The sequence below is a fragment of the Niabella beijingensis genome (assembly GCF_020034665.1).
Taxonomy (GTDB): domain Bacteria; phylum Bacteroidota; class Bacteroidia; order Chitinophagales; family Chitinophagaceae; genus Niabella; species Niabella beijingensis.
In genome coordinates, this window is the sequence record NZ_JAIQDI010000001.1 from 1,750,550 (window position 1) to 1,766,715 (window position 16,166).

Here is a 16,166-nt window from a genome sequence, read left to right on the forward strand (position 1 = left end):
GAATGATTTAAAAGATGATTGTATTTAAAACGAGGCCGGTTAGTTTTCCGCATCAGTCTTTTCCACCGGGCAGCACCGGTATTCCTGTGATTTTTCAAGCAGCTCTATTTGTTTCCGCAGCAAGTCATTTTCCAGTTGCAGCCGTTCTTTCAGCAACGGCTCACAAACATCGCATTCATCCAGGCATCCTTTTACAATAATACCGGGAGTAGGGAGTGAAAACTCGGTTTCAAACGCGATAACCTTTTTGATCTCATTGCCTGCGTTGCCACTTTTGTCGATAAGGCCTTTTGCTGCGAGTTGCTCATCCACTTCTTTAAGTGCCTGCTGGCGGGCAGCAGCATCAATGGGATTCCCCTGATCCACCCGGATGGCCGGCAACGGTACTACTGTTGCTTTCGGACCATCACTCAATGAATTGAAATCCGCCGCCAGCGACAGCACATTCGCCCGTGCCGCTATGTTCACTGCCGCCACCCGGTTTAAAACAGCAGTGGCCGGTATATCCTGTGGCACCAGGGCCACCGGCAATTTTGCAGTTCCGGGCTTCAGTACACCGGCTATCGGCGCATTTTCATCCAGCACTCTTCTTTCAATAGCCTCCAGCTCAAATTTGATCCGTTGCTTTTTATTAAGGCGGTAGAACATATAGGTTACCGCATGACATTGGTTCCGGTTCATGAACTCCCTGGAAGAAGCCTCAAAATGATCTTCGGACTCCCCTTCTATATGCGTGCGGCTGCTCACTTCGCCAATGGATACCGAATGTGCTTTACGGGAAGCCTCCACGGCCTGGGAGGCTGCACTTTCCATATGCGACCGTTGCTGGTTCAGGTAATCAGCAACGGAATGACTGTTATGGCTGCCCCGCGCATTGGTGCTTGCACTGGCACTCAGACTGAAAGGATTGACACTGCCGCTGGCATCTCCGTGAAAATCCCATTTTCCTTCCGAAGCACTTTCTGCCTCACCCGACTGCGCCGCAGAGGCATCCGCCATATATTTTTGCACTGCGGACATATAATACTGTTCTTCAGAAATCTGTTCGCTCCGGTAACTCAGCTTTGTTTCACTATCATAACTAAAAGTATTTCTCCGGTCGGTGGTTGTAAGCCGTACCTTTTCCCCCGGGAGTAACGTAGTGCTGTAAACGGGATCTCCAAGCACCAACCCTTCGGTGCATCTTGAAAACTTAAACCGCAGGATCACTTCAACCAGCACATTCCTTCTGCCGGCGACCAGGGTAGCGGTGGGATAAGTAAGTACACGGCTGAAACGGATCACATCACAATGATCATCAGCACTCAGTTGCGGACAGCAGGGAATCGATACTTCCTTGTCCGAAAGATGTTTTGACATTTCTGACAATTTTAAAAGATGATATCAATAAAAAATCGATCTGCAGATGGGAACAGCGAAGCGCTTGGTCAAAATGGTATGGGCTATCCGGCGTCTGTCAGCGTCTTTGTTGCTTTACAGGTTTGCAGAAACGGAAGCGGGCAAGACCGGCTGCAGTAAGGTCCTTTTGTTTTCATGATCCGTTTCTTCCCCTTATCTTCAACACAAAACTACTTCCGGGCGGCTGTCAAGTCAATCGCCAAATAGGGGGATATGTTCTGAGAACGGCAGCTGTAACCTGCTTTTGAAACCCTGTTACAATAAAAAGCAGTAGTTCTGCAACAAGGTTTTAATAATAATACGGAGCGGGACAGATTGCCTTTTTTTGTTGCAGTACCTTTGCATTATGGAAACAGCGGAAAAGATCAAATGGAAAGTACAGGGCATGGATTGCCCCACCTGTGCCTTAACGATCAACAAATACCTGGAAAAAGAGGGAATGGAAAATGTAAAGGTGAATTTCGCCACGGGCGATGTTTCCTTTGATCTGAAAGGGGCAAAAAAGCAGGAGACACTGTCCAAAGGCTTGTCCGGACTGGGTTACAGCGTTATGGAAAACAAAAACGAGGCTGCAGCTGTCCATGAGCATGCGCACGGTCATGATCATGGGAAACAGGGCGGCTGGCTGAAGACCAATATGCAGCGCTTCTGGTTCTGTCTTCCCTTTACACTGGTACTGATGCTGCATATGATACCCGCATTCCGGCATTCGTGGCTGATGCAACCCTGGATACAGTTTGCGTTGACCCTGCCCGTACTTGCTGTGGGTATGTCTTATTTTGGCGTCAGCGCCATTAAAAGCATCCGGAACCGCATGCCCAATATGAATGTACTGGTCACCATCGGCGCGCTGGCAGCTTTTGTTTACAGCCTCTACGGTACATTAACCGGACAGCATGACTATATTTTTTATGAAACAGCTGCCACCGTGATCACGCTGGTGTTCCTTGGTAATTATATGGAGGAACATACCGTTTCTTCCACACAAGCGCAGTTAAAAAAACTGGCACAGACGCAAGTGGTAATGGCCAACATGATCGCTTACGACAACGAGCACAACGAAAATATTTTTGAGGTGGAAAGCACCGCGTTGCGAACTGGCGATCTTATTCTCATCAAAAACGGAGAGCAGGTGCCTGCTGATTGTAAAATATTATGGGGAGATGCGAATGTGAACGAGGCTATCATTACAGGTGAAAGCGTACCGGTGAAAAAGCAGTCAAAAGATAAACTGATCGGTGGCAGCATCCTGGTGGACGGTACGGTGAAGGCACAGGTGACCGCTGTAGGGAATGATACAGTTATGGCCGGGATCATCAATCTGGTGAATGAGGCACAGGGGGAAAAACCACCGGTACAACAGATGGCCGACAGGATCAGTGCCGTTTTTGTTCCCCTGGTGATTGGTATAGCGGTGCTTACTTTTATCATCAACTGGTTCATTCTTCAGGATTTTACTCCTGCATTAATGCGGGCCATTGCTGTGCTGGTCATCGCCTGCCCCTGTGCTATGGGACTTGCTACCCCGGCAGCCATTGCCGTCGGGCTTGGCCGCGGAGCGCGCAATGGCGTCCTCTTCCGCAATGCCACCAGCCTGGAAAATTTTAAAGACATCCGGCAGGTTGTATTTGACAAGACCGGTACCCTCACCACCGGGAATTTCAGTATCGCGGATGTTAAAATTCTTGACAGCAGTATTACTGAAGAGACGTTCAGGAACATCGTTTACTCGCTGGAAAAATATTCCAACCACCCCATTGCAAAAAGTATTACCAATGCCTGGAAAACAAAAAATGAGATCCGCTGGAAAAGCATTAACGAAGAAAAAGGAAAAGGCATGTTTGCAACAGATAAAGAAGGCACGGAATACCGTGCAGGCTCCTATGAAATTGTTAGCGGACAAACAACCGCTGCAGATCACAATATTTATATTACCCGCAACAACCGGCTCATCGGTACTATCGATCTGAAAGATGAATTAAGACCCGAAGCCAAAACAGTAGTGGATTATTTCCATAGCAGGAATGTCAAAACCATTTTACTGAGCGGGGACCGGCTTTCAAAGGCCAAACAGATCGCTGATGAACTGGGCATTGATGAAGTGATCGCGGAAAAAACACCGGAAGAAAAACTACAGATCATCGGTGAAAAAAATGCGCAGCTGCCAACCGCCATGGTAGGTGATGGCATCAATGATGCCCCGGCCCTCGCAAAGGCCACCATCGGTATCAGCATGAGTGATGCTTCGCAGATCGCCATGCAGACCGCGCAGGTAGTACTCACCAATCATGGTTTAAAGAACCTGCCCCTGGCTATGGGTTTGGGCAATCATACTTATAAAACCATTAAGGAAAACCTGTTCTGGGCGTTTTCCTATAATATTGTAGCCATTCCGGTAGCTGCTATCGGGTTGCTCACACCCATGTTCGGCGCATTGATCATGGCCTTTAGCGACGTAGTGCTGGCACTGAACAGCGGAAGACTGGCGGTGAAGAAAGTAGTTTAGGGGGGGACTTCAGAATCGGGATTTGAGAATTGAGCCGTCAGCTTTCAGCTTTCCTTATCATTTATTAGTCGTCGCCTCAAGGCTCTATCCATACCTCATTTTCTTTTAGCAGGTTAATAAGCTCTTCCACGGCGATATCGCTGTTCACATTCCGTTTCACCACTTCTTTTCCCTTATAAAGGGTGATCTTTCCGGGGCCGCTGCCTACATATCCGAAATCGGCATCGGCCATCTCTCCCGGTCCGTTTACAATACAACCCATAATGGCGATTTTTACGCCTTTGAGATGATTGGTAACGGAACGGATCTTCGTGGTGGTTTCCTGGAGATCAAACAGGGTGCGCCCGCAGGAGGGACAGGAAATATATTCCGTTTTGGAAATACGCGTACGGGTAGCCTGCAAAATACTAAAGGCCGTGTTATTCATGAACTGTTCCGCAGCGCCGGCAGCCGTTGCGGAGGTATAACGGCGGCCGCTCAATTGCGCATCGTTGAACGCGGTATAAGCCTGGGGGCTCATGCCCAGACAGATGCCGTTTCCATAACCATCCAGGAACAGGGCACCGGTTTCTGTTGCAAAATGGATCAGGTGCTCATCTGCTGTGCTCCAGTTACTGTCGGTAATAAAAAGCAGCGGGTGTTGGATGTTCCGCTCCTGTAATTCAATACACATGCGGCGTACAGACTGCAGGGCATTCTTCCGGGAACTGCTCAGACAAAGCACGATATCTTTCTTCCCGGCCAGGGCATCAAGGTATTCCCTATCGCCGGCATCCAGCATCACAAAATTCATAACAGCACCTGTTTGAGCAGCACTGATGAATGCAGCAGCTTCATATATCGGAAAATATTTTGTTTTGTCGCCGGCAGCCGCCCAATATTCCGGGGTGGTGATCACTTTCAGGGTTCCGGGCAGGGGAAAATCAAGCTCGGGCTTAGCTGTATAAATATAATCTGCAGCTGCATCGGCAATATGCCATTTATCATTATCCGCATCATACGTATAGCCGATTGCTTTTAATGATGCGGGCGTGATGATCTCCAGCTTGCTAAGATCCGCCACTACCACGGGTACATGCTCTCCGCCAATATTCCCGACAGGGACCGTTTTATTTTTCTGCGATTGAAAGGGGTTGTATCCGGCAGCTGATACATTGATCGGCTGATCGGTTGACAGGGACGAAGCCTTATCCACTTGTAAACCCGTAAACGGATCCCCTTCATACCGCTTTACAATGTCCCGGCACACCGGGATCTCCAGCTCGGGATCCTCTGTTAATGAAACACGGATCGTATCGCCGATACCGTCTTCCATTAAAGTACCAATGCCGATGGCAGATTTGATCCGGCCATCTTCCCCGTCACCTGCTTCGGTCACTCCCAGGTGCAGCGGGTAAATTTCTCCGAACTCGTCGTCCATGGTTTTGATCAGCAGGCGATAGGCCTGTACCATAACGATCGGGTTACTGGCCTTCATGCTTAGTACGATCTGATGGTAGTTCTCATCCCTTGCAATACGCAGGAACTCCATAGCGCTTTCCACCATTCCCATCGGGGTATCTCCGTAACGGCTCATGATCCGGTCGCTGAGACTGCCGTGGTTGGTGCCGATGCGCATGGCAGTACCGTACTCCTTGCATACTTTAAGCAGGGGTGTAAAACGGTCGCGGATGCGCTCAATTTCTTCTGCATATTCCGCATCGGTGTATTCGATCTGTTCAAATTTCTTTTTGTCAACGTAGTTACCTGGATTTACCCGTACTTTTTCCACGATGCGTGCAGCAATTTCTGCAGCATTGGGTGTAAAATGAATATCAGCAACCAGCGGGGTGTTATATCCTCTTTTGTGCAGCTCATTCTTAATGTTCAGCAGGTTTTCAGCTTCCTTTTTGGAAGGTGCCGTAATGCGTACCAGTTCGGCTCCTGCTTCAATACACCGGATCGATTGTTCCACCGTCCCCAGCGTATCCATCGTATCCGTGGTGGTCATGGTTTGTACCCGGATGGGATGATTGTTGCCTAATAACAGATCTCCGATCTTTACCTCTTTGGTTAACAGTCTTTTATATGAAGTGAGCGCTGCTGCGTATAATTCCATACTGCAAAGATAACCAATGTTTGGGTGCGCATCATTTATGGGATTGCAGCAGGTACATAACATTTTTGCCCGGGATGGTGCAAAGCACCGGTTCTCCCCACGTTCCGATAGTTATCGGAACGGAAGCATGTCATGCACCTGATTGCAGCTGCCGCGTTTTTATCCGCGGGAACAGTACATTGGCATTTCCATCTTTTCTGTTTATCTTTCCCCCTCGTTTACGATGCTTACAGTTTGTAATAATTTTCAGCATGATTGCCCTTGTTTCTCTTTTAATGTTTTTGTTTCCTCCTGCGGACACACCGGTAGCCGTAATAGAAAAACTGCACCCGGACCTGGACGCGGTCGTTGACGCGCATACGGCTATAAACGTAATTGCCGATGGCTTCGAATGGGTAGAGGGTCCCCTGTGGGTGGAGCAGGAAAAAATGCTGCTGTTCTCAGATGTAATGAAAAACAGGATCTATAAATGGACCGCAGAAAAGGGCACCAGTGTTTACCTGGAGCCGTCGGGTTATACCGCTGCCGTGCCGCGGGGAAAGGAGCTGGGCTCCAACGGTCTGGCGCTTGATCCGCAGGGCCAACTGGTTATTTGCCAGCATGGCGATCGCCGCATCGCTGTAATGAGTGCGTCTCTTTCAGATCCCCGCCCGGCATTTATTACAGCCGCCGGCCGTTATACCAATAAAAAATTCAACAGTCCGAATGACCTGGCCATTAAAAGCAATGGTGACATTTATTTCACCGATCCTCCCTATGGCCTGGAAAAAGGACCGGAAGACCCGGTCAGGGAATTAGCTTTTCACGGCGTGTATCGTATTGCAAGAGACGGAACGGTATCCCTGCTTACTGATAGTTTGACCCGCCCTAATGGCATCGCATTCTTCCCCGGAGAAAAACAACTCCTTATCGCCAATTCGGATCCGCAAAAGCCACACTGGTATATTTATGACCTGACCGGTAAAGGAGCTCTTGCCAATGGACGTATCTTCTTTGACGGCGCTGCGATCTTCGGGAAAGAGCACCGTACGCCGGACGGCATCAAGATCAGCAACAAAGGAATCGTTTTTGCACCAGGTCCCGGCGGTGTATGGATCTTCAACAAAGACGGCCTGCCGCTGGGCCGGATAAAGACAACCCTCATCACTTCCAATTGTGCTTTTTCCGGCGATCAGCGCACCCTCTTCATCACTGCGGATCATTGCGTATTACGCGTTGCACTAAAATAAAGAAGCAAATTTTATACATTCAATATGTCAGTTTACCAGGAAATAAACAACAACAAGCTCATTGCCATTTTAAGAGGTGCCCATCCCACGGATGTGGTCCGCATTGCTACTGCATTATATAAAGGCGGCATCCGGTTGCTGGAGATCACCATGAATTCGGACGCGCCATTACAGGCCATAGAGCAGGTGGCCCTTCAGCTGGGAGATCATATGGTGATCGGGGCAGGAACCGTGCTCAGCACGGCAATGGCTGCAGACGCCGTCAGTGCCGGAGCCCGCTTTATCCTGTCGCCCGTGGTGGAAGAAAGCGTTATTGCAGAAACAAAGAAACTGGGTGCGGTAAGCATTCCCGGTGCCTATACGGCCACCGAGATCTTTACAGCACATCGCGCCGGTGCCGATATCGTAAAGGTGTTTCCGGCCAACTCTCCTGCTTATATTAAAGAACTCAGGGCGCCCCTGCCGCATATTCCCCTATTGCCTACGGGGGGCATCACATTGGAGAACATTGGTGCCTACCTTAAAACAGGTGCTGTTGGATTTGGCATCGGAAGTGCGCTGGTAGATACCAAACAGCCGGTAACGGATGCCTACCTGGAAAAACTGAAAGAAAATGCCCGGCAACTTGTAGCCGCCATTCAACAATAAACAGCACGTTATGAAGATTAAAAGTTATGAATTGTTCCAGGTGCCGCCGCGCTGGCTCTTTTTAAAGATCGAAACCGATGAAGGGATCACGGGCTGGGGCGAACCGGTGATTGAGGGCAAGGCCGCTACGGTGAAAACCGCCGTGGAGGAATTGATGGAATACCTGACGGGAAGGGACCCATTGCCGGTTGAAGATCATTGGAACACGATGTACCGGGCAGGATTTTACCGCGGAGGGCCTGTCCTTATGAGTGCTATATCCGGTATTGATCAGGCGCTCTGGGATATTAAAGGCAAATATTACAATGCCCCTGTGCATCAGCTGCTGGGAGGCAAAGCACGGGATACGATGAAAGTCTATTCCTGGATCGGTGGCGACCGGCCGGCCGAAGTGGGCGCCGCTGCACAACAACTGGCCCGCCAGGGGTTCCTTGCGGTGAAAATGAATGCCACGGAAGAACTGCAATATGTGGACAGCTATGATAAGATCGACCAGGCCGTGGCGCGTATTGCTGCCGTCCGGGAGGCCACAGGGCCGGCTTTTGGTATTGGCATCGACTTTCACGGCCGCGTACACAAACCCATGGCGAAGATACTGGCAAAGGAACTGGAGCCTTTCCGGCCTATGTTCATAGAAGAGCCGGTGTTGCCGGAAAATAATGAGGCTCTCCGGGAAATTGCCCGGCATACAGCCATCCCCATTGCCACCGGCGAACGGATGTTTTCCAAATGGCAATTCAAAAACCTGCTGACTGCCGGCTATGCAGATATCATCCAGCCGGATGTGTCACATGCCGGGGGCATCACGGAATGCAAAAAGATCCTCTCCATGGCAGAAGCCTTTGATGTAGCCGCTGCGCCGCATTGTCCGCTGGGTCCCATTGCCCTGGCCGCCTGCCTGCAGGTGGATGCTACCTGTCACAATGCCTTCATACAGGAGCAGAGCCTGGGCATTCATTACAACCAGGGCAGTGACCTGCTGGATTATCTCAATGATAAAACAGTGTTCGAATACAGCAACGGGTATGTAACTATACCGGACCAGCCGGGGTTGGGTATTGATATCAACGAAGCACATGTGCGCAAAATGGCTGCTGAGGGCCACAACTGGCGCAACCCGGTGTGGCGGCACAAAGACGGAAGTATTGCTGAATGGTAAAACAAAAAATATGAACCGAGAAAGCGCAGCGGCACCTACCCGGGTCCGGTACCAGATGTTATTCCTCCTGTTTGTGAACGTGGTCATCAATTATATGGACCGCAGCAATCTGGCAGTGGCCGCTTCAGCAATCGGAAAGGAGTTCCGGTTCTCTTCCGTGCAGATGGGGCTTATTTTTTCCGCATTCAGCTGGACCTACCTGTTGTTCCAGATCCCCGGCGGCATCCTGGTAAAACGGATCACGCCACGGATCCTCTATACGGTCAGTCTGGTAACCTGGTCGCTGGCCACCGTATTACAGGGTTTTGCCAGAGGCTTTGTTTCCCTGTTCGGGTTGCGGATGGCCACCGGTGCGCTCGAAGCGCCTGCCTTCCCGATCAACAACCGCGTGGTCAGCAGCTGGTTCCCGATCCAGGAGCGGGCCTCGGCCATTGCGGTATACACTTCCGGGCAGTTCCTCGGACTGGCATTCCTGATGCCGGTGCTTTCGAAGATCCAGTTGCAGGCCGGCTGGAAAGGATTGTTCGTGATCACCGGGCTGATCGGCATTATCTGGGGGCTCGTATGGTATTTTTTTTACCGTGATCCGTTGCAGCATAAAAAAACAAACAAAGCCGAACTGGAGCACATTGAAAAAGGAGGCGGATTACTGAACAACCCGGCTGAAGACCCCGGTAAAAAAGCGTTTCGATGGGCCGATCTCAGCGAGGTATTATCACACCGGAAACTGTGGGGCATTTACCTGGGGCAATTTGCCGTAAACGGCGCATTGTGGTTCTTCCTTACCTGGTTTCCAAAATACCTGGTCGACTACAGAGGCCTGGATTTTATCCAGTCGGGTTACTGGGCTTCCATACCTTACCTGGCGGCATTTGCGGGTGTGCTTTGTTCCGGCTTCCTTTCCGACCATCTCATCCGGAAGGGTATCCCTGCTGCAAAGGCGCGCAAACGGCCTATTATTGCCGGATTGCTGCTTTCCGTAAGCATTATCGGGGCCAACTATGTGCACACTCCGGGATGGATCATATTGTTCATGTCCGTATCATTTTTTGGAGTGGGCTTTGCGTCTATCACCTGGATCTTTGTATCCACCCTCGCACCCAAACACCTGATCGATGTAACCGGCGGTGTCTTTAATTTTATCGGTCAGCTTTCCGGCATTGTAGTACCGATCGCAATCGGCTTCCTTGCAAGCGGAGGTAATTTTGCACCGGCACTTATTTTTATTGCGGTACTGGGTGGACTGGGCTCCTGCTCCTACCTCTTCCTGGTAGGCAATGTAGAGCGCATTCCTTCAAGAACACCGATAGATCAATAACTGTTAAAACGTATGGATACTTTTTTAAGTTGTGATTGGGGAACCAGTACGTTCCGGTTGCGGCTGGTGCGGATCAGTGACCTGGCGGTGCTGGCAACCGTGCGACACCAGCAGGGGATTGCACAGGCATTTACCGCCTGGGAGCAAGCAGGTTCCGGCATCAGCCGGATGGAATATTACACAGGGTTTCTAAAACAACAGATCCATTTGTTGCAGCAACAGTCTGGTTACCCATTAAACGGTCTTCCTGTTGTGCTGTCCGGTATGGCATCCTCTTCCATCGGATTCCTGGAACTTCCCTACAAAGAACTTCCGTTTGCTGTTGATGGCACCGATCTGATAGTACGGTCGATTCCGGATGATCATCATCCATTACGGATCGTCTCCGGCGCCTGCTCTGCAACTGATGTGATGCGGGGGGAAGAAACCAAGATCGTTGGCGTTGCCGGAATACTGCCGGAAACAGATCAGGAATTACTGCTGCTGCTGCCCGGAACCCATTCCAAACACCTGCGGATCTGCAACCGGCAGGTGATTTCTTTTCAAACTTTTATGACCGGTGAGTTTTTTGCGCTCTTATCCCGTAACAGTGTTCTCGCGGGATCCGTTGCCACCGGTGCAGATTTTACAGACACCGTTAACAGGGACTACTTCATAAAAGCGGTACAACAAAGCCGCAGCATTTCGGTCCTGCGTCATGCTTTCAGGGTGCGTACCAGTCAACTTCTCCATAACGTATCCCCGGAACAGAACTATTATTACCTCAGTGGCCTGCTTATCGGTGAAGAACTGAGGGCCTTACCACCCGGCGTCCCGGTATACCTGCTGGGAGGCGCGGCACACCTGCCCCTGTACCTGCAGGCCTGTGAAACATTGGGACTCCCTTCAGTAGCATTGATGGATGCCGATGAGGCCTTAATAGCCGGCCAGCAGCGGCTTTTATTAAACCACCCGGGATAAGCTACCGGCACTTCTTTACAGGGCATTCAAAAAAATACCGGCTCCTGATTTCTTATTCGCTATTTTTATAGCTGATGAAACCGGCAACAGGGTACAGCATTTTTTGCTGCATTACAATTGTATATTTTACCGGCATGGCGCTGCAAAACGATTGGCTCCAGGTTGTTTTCAAACCGTTGCTGATCGGCTCCCTGCTGGCCTATTTTATTGCAGCAACAAAAACAACGAAAGCAACCGCATCCGTTAGAAAACGGACCATCGGTGCGCTGCTCTTTTCCATTGCCGGGGATACCCTATTATTGTTTGCCAACAATAAGGAGCTGTATTTTATACTGGGCCTGGTCGCTTTCCTGGTCGCTCATATTTTTTATATCCTGTGCTTTCATCAGATCAAAATAAAAAACGCCCTTCCGGGAAAATGGTACACGGCCATCATCGTCGGCATTTATTATTTTTTTATAATGAGTTTTTTAATTCCGCACCTGGGCCCTTTAAAGATACCGGTACTGGTATACGGAATCGTGATCAGTTTTATGCTGCTGCTGGCGATGCAGCTGTATGACCTCAGGGACAATACCACTGCGCGCTACCTCCTCACCGGAGCCATCTGCTTTGTGGTTTCCGATTCAATACTTGCCATCAATAAATTCTACCACCCGGTGAAATGGGGTGGGTGGGCGATTATGATCACCTATGTGGCCGCACAATTACTGCTTATCAGGGGAATGGTCCGGTTGATCACAACGGAGAACAGTGATCACGGTCACACAACGATAACGGATTAAACGGCCACCCGCCGCCCCGATAAATGAGTGGAATGTTCCATTTTTGTAAGCGCCTTGTCCAGCCACAATTCATACCAGTTCAGAAAAGAAATCGTACCCGTGTTTCCCAGCTCCATTGAAGGATAGATCCCTCTGTTATTGATCCGGTCATCGGTCCATATATTTCCTTTTTCCTGGCCGTTTACGATCAGGCTGATCTGTGCCCCGCCGCCATAGTCTGCAATAAAAAGCCGGCCGTGGTCATGTTCTGAGCCATCAATCAGTTCCCATTTTTTTTCAAAAAGCTGTTGCTCCAGGTTTTCATCGCCCGTCATCAACGCCGCTTCCAGCCGGGCATCCAGCCCTTCCATCTCTGCATCCATATTCCATTTTTCTGTATGCGGAAACGGTTTTGATAGATCGAAATAGATATGGGCCCCTTTTTCTCCGGGATCAAAAAAACAGATCCTGCCCCGCTCCAGCCGGTGCAGACCATTAAAGGGGCCGGCACCTCCGTCGCCGATAACCGTAAGAAAGGCCACGTATTCTTCCGGCAGCTGCACCCGGTGTTTTGCTTCAAACAGCTGTATCTGCTGGGGTCTCAATACCGGGTTCATATGATAGTTGTGTACTGCTGCGCCGAATAATTGTCGTTTTGAATCTAAATCACTGAGCCGACCGAGCTTCGCACGGATACGCTCTAATTGTTGTTGCATGTAATAGAAGGACATTATAAATAATAGAGGATACTTGTCCCTTTAAAACCATCAAGAACCAGGCCACTGCCGTATCTTTTTACCCGTTGCATTTGCCCCGGCGCAGGCTCCGGACCGCCCGGAACCGTTGTTACGACCGCAGTTTTCCGGATCATTGTTTACGGGAGGCGCTAATCGCCTAGAACACAAAGGAAACAACCGGCGCATTTTTACGGGGCCGCCGCATCCCTGAAACAAACCGGGGATTTTATATAAAGGGAACGCATAAGATTTGGCTTTTTTTTAAGAAAATCTTCAGACCTTCTTGATGAGCTTCAGCGTGCACGGGACCTTATTCCCGGGAGGTTTCCGGTATTATTTTTTCCAGCAGATCTTCCCGTCTTCCTGCATCTGTATCTTTTCTTCGCGGGTAAGGAAATTGATCACTGTCCAGACATGATCCTTGTCTGTTCCCTGCAGCTGCGTCATCAATTGCGGAATGGTACAGGGTTCGGTAAGTGTGTCCCGGATACGCAGCCGGATGGTTTCAAAGGACTCCCGTGTAAGCTGGTTATTTCTTCTTTTCAAGCAGTTATCACATACACCACAATCCTTTATTTCGATATCCCCGAAGTAATTGCCGATCATTTTGCTCCGGCACTGGTAATTCTCCGCAATGTAATTTTTCATCTGCGTCACGCGCTCCGTAAAGAGCCGTTTACGGGCCGTATAATTTTTCATGTTGATCTGCAGTTCAGCGATACGGATACGGGTTCGCGTCAGCATCAGTTGCGGATCCTCCTTGCGGGGCTGGTAATCGATGATCCCATCCGCATGTAGCCGGAACAGTTGTTCCTTTACAAGAGCCGCTTCCGTTTTCATCAGGTAAGCCACATAGCTCTCGGAAATACCAATGGGATAATCATAGATGCCCTCATAAGTCCGGAGCAATGTTTTGATCAGCGGCTCCGAGTCTGCATGACTGGCCTCATATTCATACAGGCTTTCCTTGTAGGCTGTAAAACGCACGGTGGCGGGCACAAAGACCTGTTCATTAAAACTGAGCCATCCATCCTGTTCCAGCGCTTTCAGGCTGTAGATCGCAGTAGTGATGTCCAGTCCGAATTTTTTTATAAAATCTTTCAGATCGAAATCATAATATTCCCCCGGTACTTCCCCTTCGGGTAATTGCAGGTAATGCACCACGCTGCCGTATACCTGGCGGATGGTTTCCATGGAAGGAAAGCGTTGCTCCGGCAATTGTTCCAGGGCCGTCAGGTCATTTTCATTGTACAGGAGCACCGCATAGGATTTTTCTCCGTCGCGTCCGGCACGCCCTGCTTCCTGGTAGTAGTTTTCAAGACAGTCCGGTACATCAGCATGGATTACCACACGCACATCCGGCTTGTCGATCCCCATCCCGAACGCATTGGTACAAACAATAACGCGGGTCTTGTTCCGAATCCAGTCCTGTTGCTTCCGGTTACGCTCCTCCGCAGGCAAACCGGCATTATAATAATCCGCAGCTATTCCTTCCATCAGCAGCAGGTCTTTCAATTCCTTTGTGTGCTTGCGGGTTTTACAATAAATGATCGCCGATCCCTGAACATTTTTTAATACCTCTGTTATTTTGGTAATGCGGCTGGCAACCTTGAAGATGCTATAGGAAAGATTGGATCTTTCGAAGGACTGACGGAAGACGGTAAACCGGTTCTCTCCTTCCCCCGAGAGCTTTTCGCAGATATCTTCCTGTACCCTGGGTGTGGCGGAGGCAGTAAGCGCGATCACCGGCACTCCGGGAAGTTCTTCCCTCAGGCGGGCAATGCGTAAATAGGGAGGCCGGAAATCATAACCCCACTGGGAAATGCAATGGGCTTCATCCACTGCAATAAAATTCACTCCAAGGGCCGGCAGGAACTCTTTAAACAGGTTTGTTTCAAGCCGCTCGGGAGATACATATAGAAATTTGCAATTGCTGTGTGTGGCTGTTTTCAGTACATTGACCACCTCTTTGCGCGACATTCCCGTATGAATGGCAAAGGCGGTAATGTTCTTTTTACGAAGCTGCTGCACCTGGTCGGTCATCAATGCGATCAGCGGGGAGATGACCAGGCAAAGTCCTTTCTTATACAATCCCGGGATCTGGTAACAAAGTGATTTTCCACCACCGGTGGGCATGAGTGCCAGAACATCTTTTCCCTCTACGGCCGCCTGTATGATTTCTGACTGCAACGGACGAAAATGGTCAAAACCAAAATACCCTTTTAAAGTTTCCCGCAACGCCTGTTCCATAGATTTTTCACCTCCGTATAACCTTTATTGATGAGCCCCGTTCGTTTGTCATCCAAAGTTACACGGATTTTTCAAATGGCAAAAGTCCCCTTATCTGACACCCCTTAATATTTTTATAAAATGTACAGGGCTGTTTTTCACCGGATCTTTTACCCTTCAGGCGTTACCGCAATTACAGGCTTACCGCCGTTATCCGGCAGCAAACCTGTAACAGGGTATCACGGGGTTTCTTCGCTGCAACGGCAGACCACATCAGATCATCATGCCACCGGACACCTCGATCCGCTGGGCATTGATCCACCCTGCTTCCGGACTGCACAAAAAAGCCACTACACCGCCGATATCTTCTGCCTCGCCTGCACGCCCCAGGGCGGTAACCCCCGCTATTTGTGCATTCACTTCTTTGTTATCCCGGGTACGTCCGCCTCCAAAATCCGTAGCGATGGCGCCGGGGGCTACCGTATTTACGGCAATCCGGCGTGCGCCCAGCTCCTTCGCCAGATAACGGGTCAGCACTTCCACCGCTCCTTTCGCAGCAGCATAAACGGAATTTCCGGGGAACGAAAAACGGGCGAGCCCCGAGGAAATATTGATAATGCGTCCCCCGTCATTGATAAAGGGCAGGGCCTTTTGTGTGAGGAAATAAACGCCTTTAAAATGAATATTGACAATGGTATCAAACGCTTCCTCGGAGGTTTCTGCAAATGGTTTATTCAGGCCAATACCCGCATTATTGATCAGAAAATCAATGTTCGGACTGCCGGTCTCCTGTTCCAGATAACCGGTTACCTGCCGGATAAACGCATCAAAAGATGCGGTATCGCCGGTGTCAAGCTGAAAGGCCGCAGCCTGCCGTCCCGCAGCTTTTATAGCCGCAACCACATGATCGGCTTCTGTTTTATTACTGTTATAGGTAAGGATCACATCGATCCCCTTTTCAGCAAGCCGCAGGGCCATATCCCGACCCAGTCCGCGGCTGCCGCCTGTAATTAATGCAACTGTTGTTTTTGAACGCATGGTCATTGAATTTTATTACACAAAGTTCCGCTGAAAGGGCGGATAGCCGTTTGCATGCATCAATCCATTTGTTGCAAAATTC

The 16,166-nt window shown here is 49.8% G+C and carries 12 protein-coding genes; 7 read left to right on the forward strand and 5 right to left on the reverse strand.

What is annotated here, in order from left to right:
- Positions 1-39: 39 nt before the first annotated feature.
- Entirely contained in the window at positions 40-1,359 is a 1,320-nt protein-coding gene (locus K7B07_RS07340) for a hypothetical protein (protein WP_223708602.1), read from the reverse strand.
- A gap of 385 nt (positions 1,360-1,744) precedes the next feature.
- On the opposite strand from K7B07_RS07340, the gene K7B07_RS07345 reads away from it, so the two are divergent.
- A complete protein-coding gene (locus K7B07_RS07345; protein WP_223708603.1) occupies positions 1,745-3,904 on the forward strand; it encodes a heavy metal translocating P-type ATPase in 2,160 nt (719 codons plus the stop codon).
- Between the two features lie 76 nt (positions 3,905-3,980).
- On the opposite strand, the gene ispG is transcribed toward K7B07_RS07345, so the two are convergent.
- Positions 3,981-6,002, reverse strand: coding sequence for a (E)-4-hydroxy-3-methylbut-2-enyl-diphosphate synthase (gene ispG / locus K7B07_RS07350; protein ID WP_223708605.1), 2,022 nt, complete (start codon positions 6,000-6,002; stop codon positions 3,981-3,983).
- Between the two features lie 251 nt (positions 6,003-6,253).
- Between ispG and K7B07_RS07355 the strand changes: the two genes are divergently transcribed.
- The 6 genes from K7B07_RS07355 (at position 6,254) to K7B07_RS07380 (ending at position 12,101) form a co-directional block, all read left to right on the forward strand.
- Entirely contained in the window at positions 6,254-7,231 is a 978-nt protein-coding gene (locus tag K7B07_RS07355) for an SMP-30/gluconolactonase/LRE family protein (protein WP_223708606.1), read from the forward strand.
- 24 nt (positions 7,232-7,255) lie between these two features.
- Positions 7,256-7,879, forward strand: coding sequence for a bifunctional 4-hydroxy-2-oxoglutarate aldolase/2-dehydro-3-deoxy-phosphogluconate aldolase (locus tag K7B07_RS07360; RefSeq protein WP_223708608.1), 624 nt, complete (start codon positions 7,256-7,258; stop codon positions 7,877-7,879).
- 10 nt (positions 7,880-7,889) lie between these two features.
- A complete protein-coding gene (gene dgoD, locus K7B07_RS07365) occupies positions 7,890-9,038 on the forward strand; it encodes a galactonate dehydratase (protein WP_223708609.1) in 1,149 nt (382 codons plus the stop codon).
- Between the two features lie 10 nt (positions 9,039-9,048).
- On the forward strand, positions 9,049-10,356 hold the full coding sequence (locus K7B07_RS07370; RefSeq protein ID WP_223708610.1) for an MFS transporter: 1,308 nt from the start codon (positions 9,049-9,051) through the stop codon (positions 10,354-10,356).
- A 12-nt stretch (positions 10,357-10,368) separates the two neighbouring features.
- Positions 10,369-11,316, forward strand: a complete 948-nt coding sequence (locus K7B07_RS07375) for a 2-dehydro-3-deoxygalactonokinase (RefSeq protein WP_223708611.1) — start codon at positions 10,369-10,371, stop codon at positions 11,314-11,316.
- Between the two features lie 74 nt (positions 11,317-11,390).
- Positions 11,391-12,101: a lysoplasmalogenase gene (locus K7B07_RS07380; protein WP_223708612.1), complete on the forward strand. Its 711-nt coding sequence runs from the start codon at positions 11,391-11,393 to the stop codon at positions 12,099-12,101.
- Here K7B07_RS07380 and K7B07_RS07385 read toward each other — a convergent pair.
- The 3 genes from K7B07_RS07385 to K7B07_RS07395 form a co-directional block, all read right to left on the reverse strand.
- Positions 12,098-12,796 (reverse strand): SMI1/KNR4 family protein, encoded by a 699-nt coding sequence (locus K7B07_RS07385; RefSeq protein WP_223708613.1) that lies wholly within the window; start codon positions 12,794-12,796, stop codon positions 12,098-12,100. The genes K7B07_RS07380 and K7B07_RS07385 overlap by 4 nt on opposite strands.
- Positions 12,797-13,150: 354 nt before the next feature.
- Positions 13,151-15,067 carry a RecQ family ATP-dependent DNA helicase gene (locus K7B07_RS07390; RefSeq protein WP_223708614.1) on the reverse strand — a complete coding sequence of 639 codons (1,917 nt, stop codon included), beginning with the start codon at positions 15,065-15,067 and terminating at the stop codon, positions 13,151-13,153.
- 252 nt (positions 15,068-15,319) lie between these two features.
- Positions 15,320-16,084 carry an SDR family NAD(P)-dependent oxidoreductase gene (locus K7B07_RS07395; protein WP_223708615.1) on the reverse strand — a complete coding sequence of 255 codons (765 nt, stop codon included), beginning with the start codon at positions 16,082-16,084 and terminating at the stop codon, positions 15,320-15,322.
- Between the last annotated feature and the right edge of the window lie 82 nt (positions 16,085-16,166).

Bases quoted from the DNA above. Each gene is read 5' to 3' on its own strand.
- K7B07_RS07360 (WP_223708608.1), top strand. From the start codon at position 7,256: ATGTCAGTTTACCAGGAAATAAACAACAACAAGCTCATTGCCATTTTA.
- K7B07_RS07375 (WP_223708611.1), top strand. From the start codon at position 10,369: ATGGATACTTTTTTAAGTTGTGATTGGGGAACCAGTACGTTCCGGTTG.
- K7B07_RS07385 (WP_223708613.1), bottom strand. From the start codon at position 12,796: ATGCAACAACAATTAGAGCGTATCCGTGCGAAGCTCGGTCGGCTCAGT.
- K7B07_RS07355 (WP_223708606.1), top strand. From the start codon at position 6,254: ATGATTGCCCTTGTTTCTCTTTTAATGTTTTTGTTTCCTCCTGCGGAC.
- K7B07_RS07370 (WP_223708610.1), top strand. From the start codon at position 9,049: ATGAACCGAGAAAGCGCAGCGGCACCTACCCGGGTCCGGTACCAGATG.
- K7B07_RS07345 (WP_223708603.1), top strand. From the start codon at position 1,745: ATGGAAACAGCGGAAAAGATCAAATGGAAAGTACAGGGCATGGATTGC.
- K7B07_RS07395 (WP_223708615.1), bottom strand. From the start codon at position 16,084: ATGCGTTCAAAAACAACAGTTGCATTAATTACAGGCGGCAGCCGCGGA.
- ispG (WP_223708605.1), bottom strand. From the start codon at position 6,002: ATGGAATTATACGCAGCAGCGCTCACTTCATATAAAAGACTGTTAACC.
- K7B07_RS07340 (WP_223708602.1), bottom strand. From the start codon at position 1,359: ATGTCAAAACATCTTTCGGACAAGGAAGTATCGATTCCCTGCTGTCCG.
- dgoD (WP_223708609.1), top strand. From the start codon at position 7,890: ATGAAGATTAAAAGTTATGAATTGTTCCAGGTGCCGCCGCGCTGGCTC.
- K7B07_RS07390 (WP_223708614.1), bottom strand. From the start codon at position 15,067: ATGGAACAGGCGTTGCGGGAAACTTTAAAAGGGTATTTTGGTTTTGAC.
- K7B07_RS07380 (WP_223708612.1), top strand. From the start codon at position 11,391: ATGAAACCGGCAACAGGGTACAGCATTTTTTGCTGCATTACAATTGTA.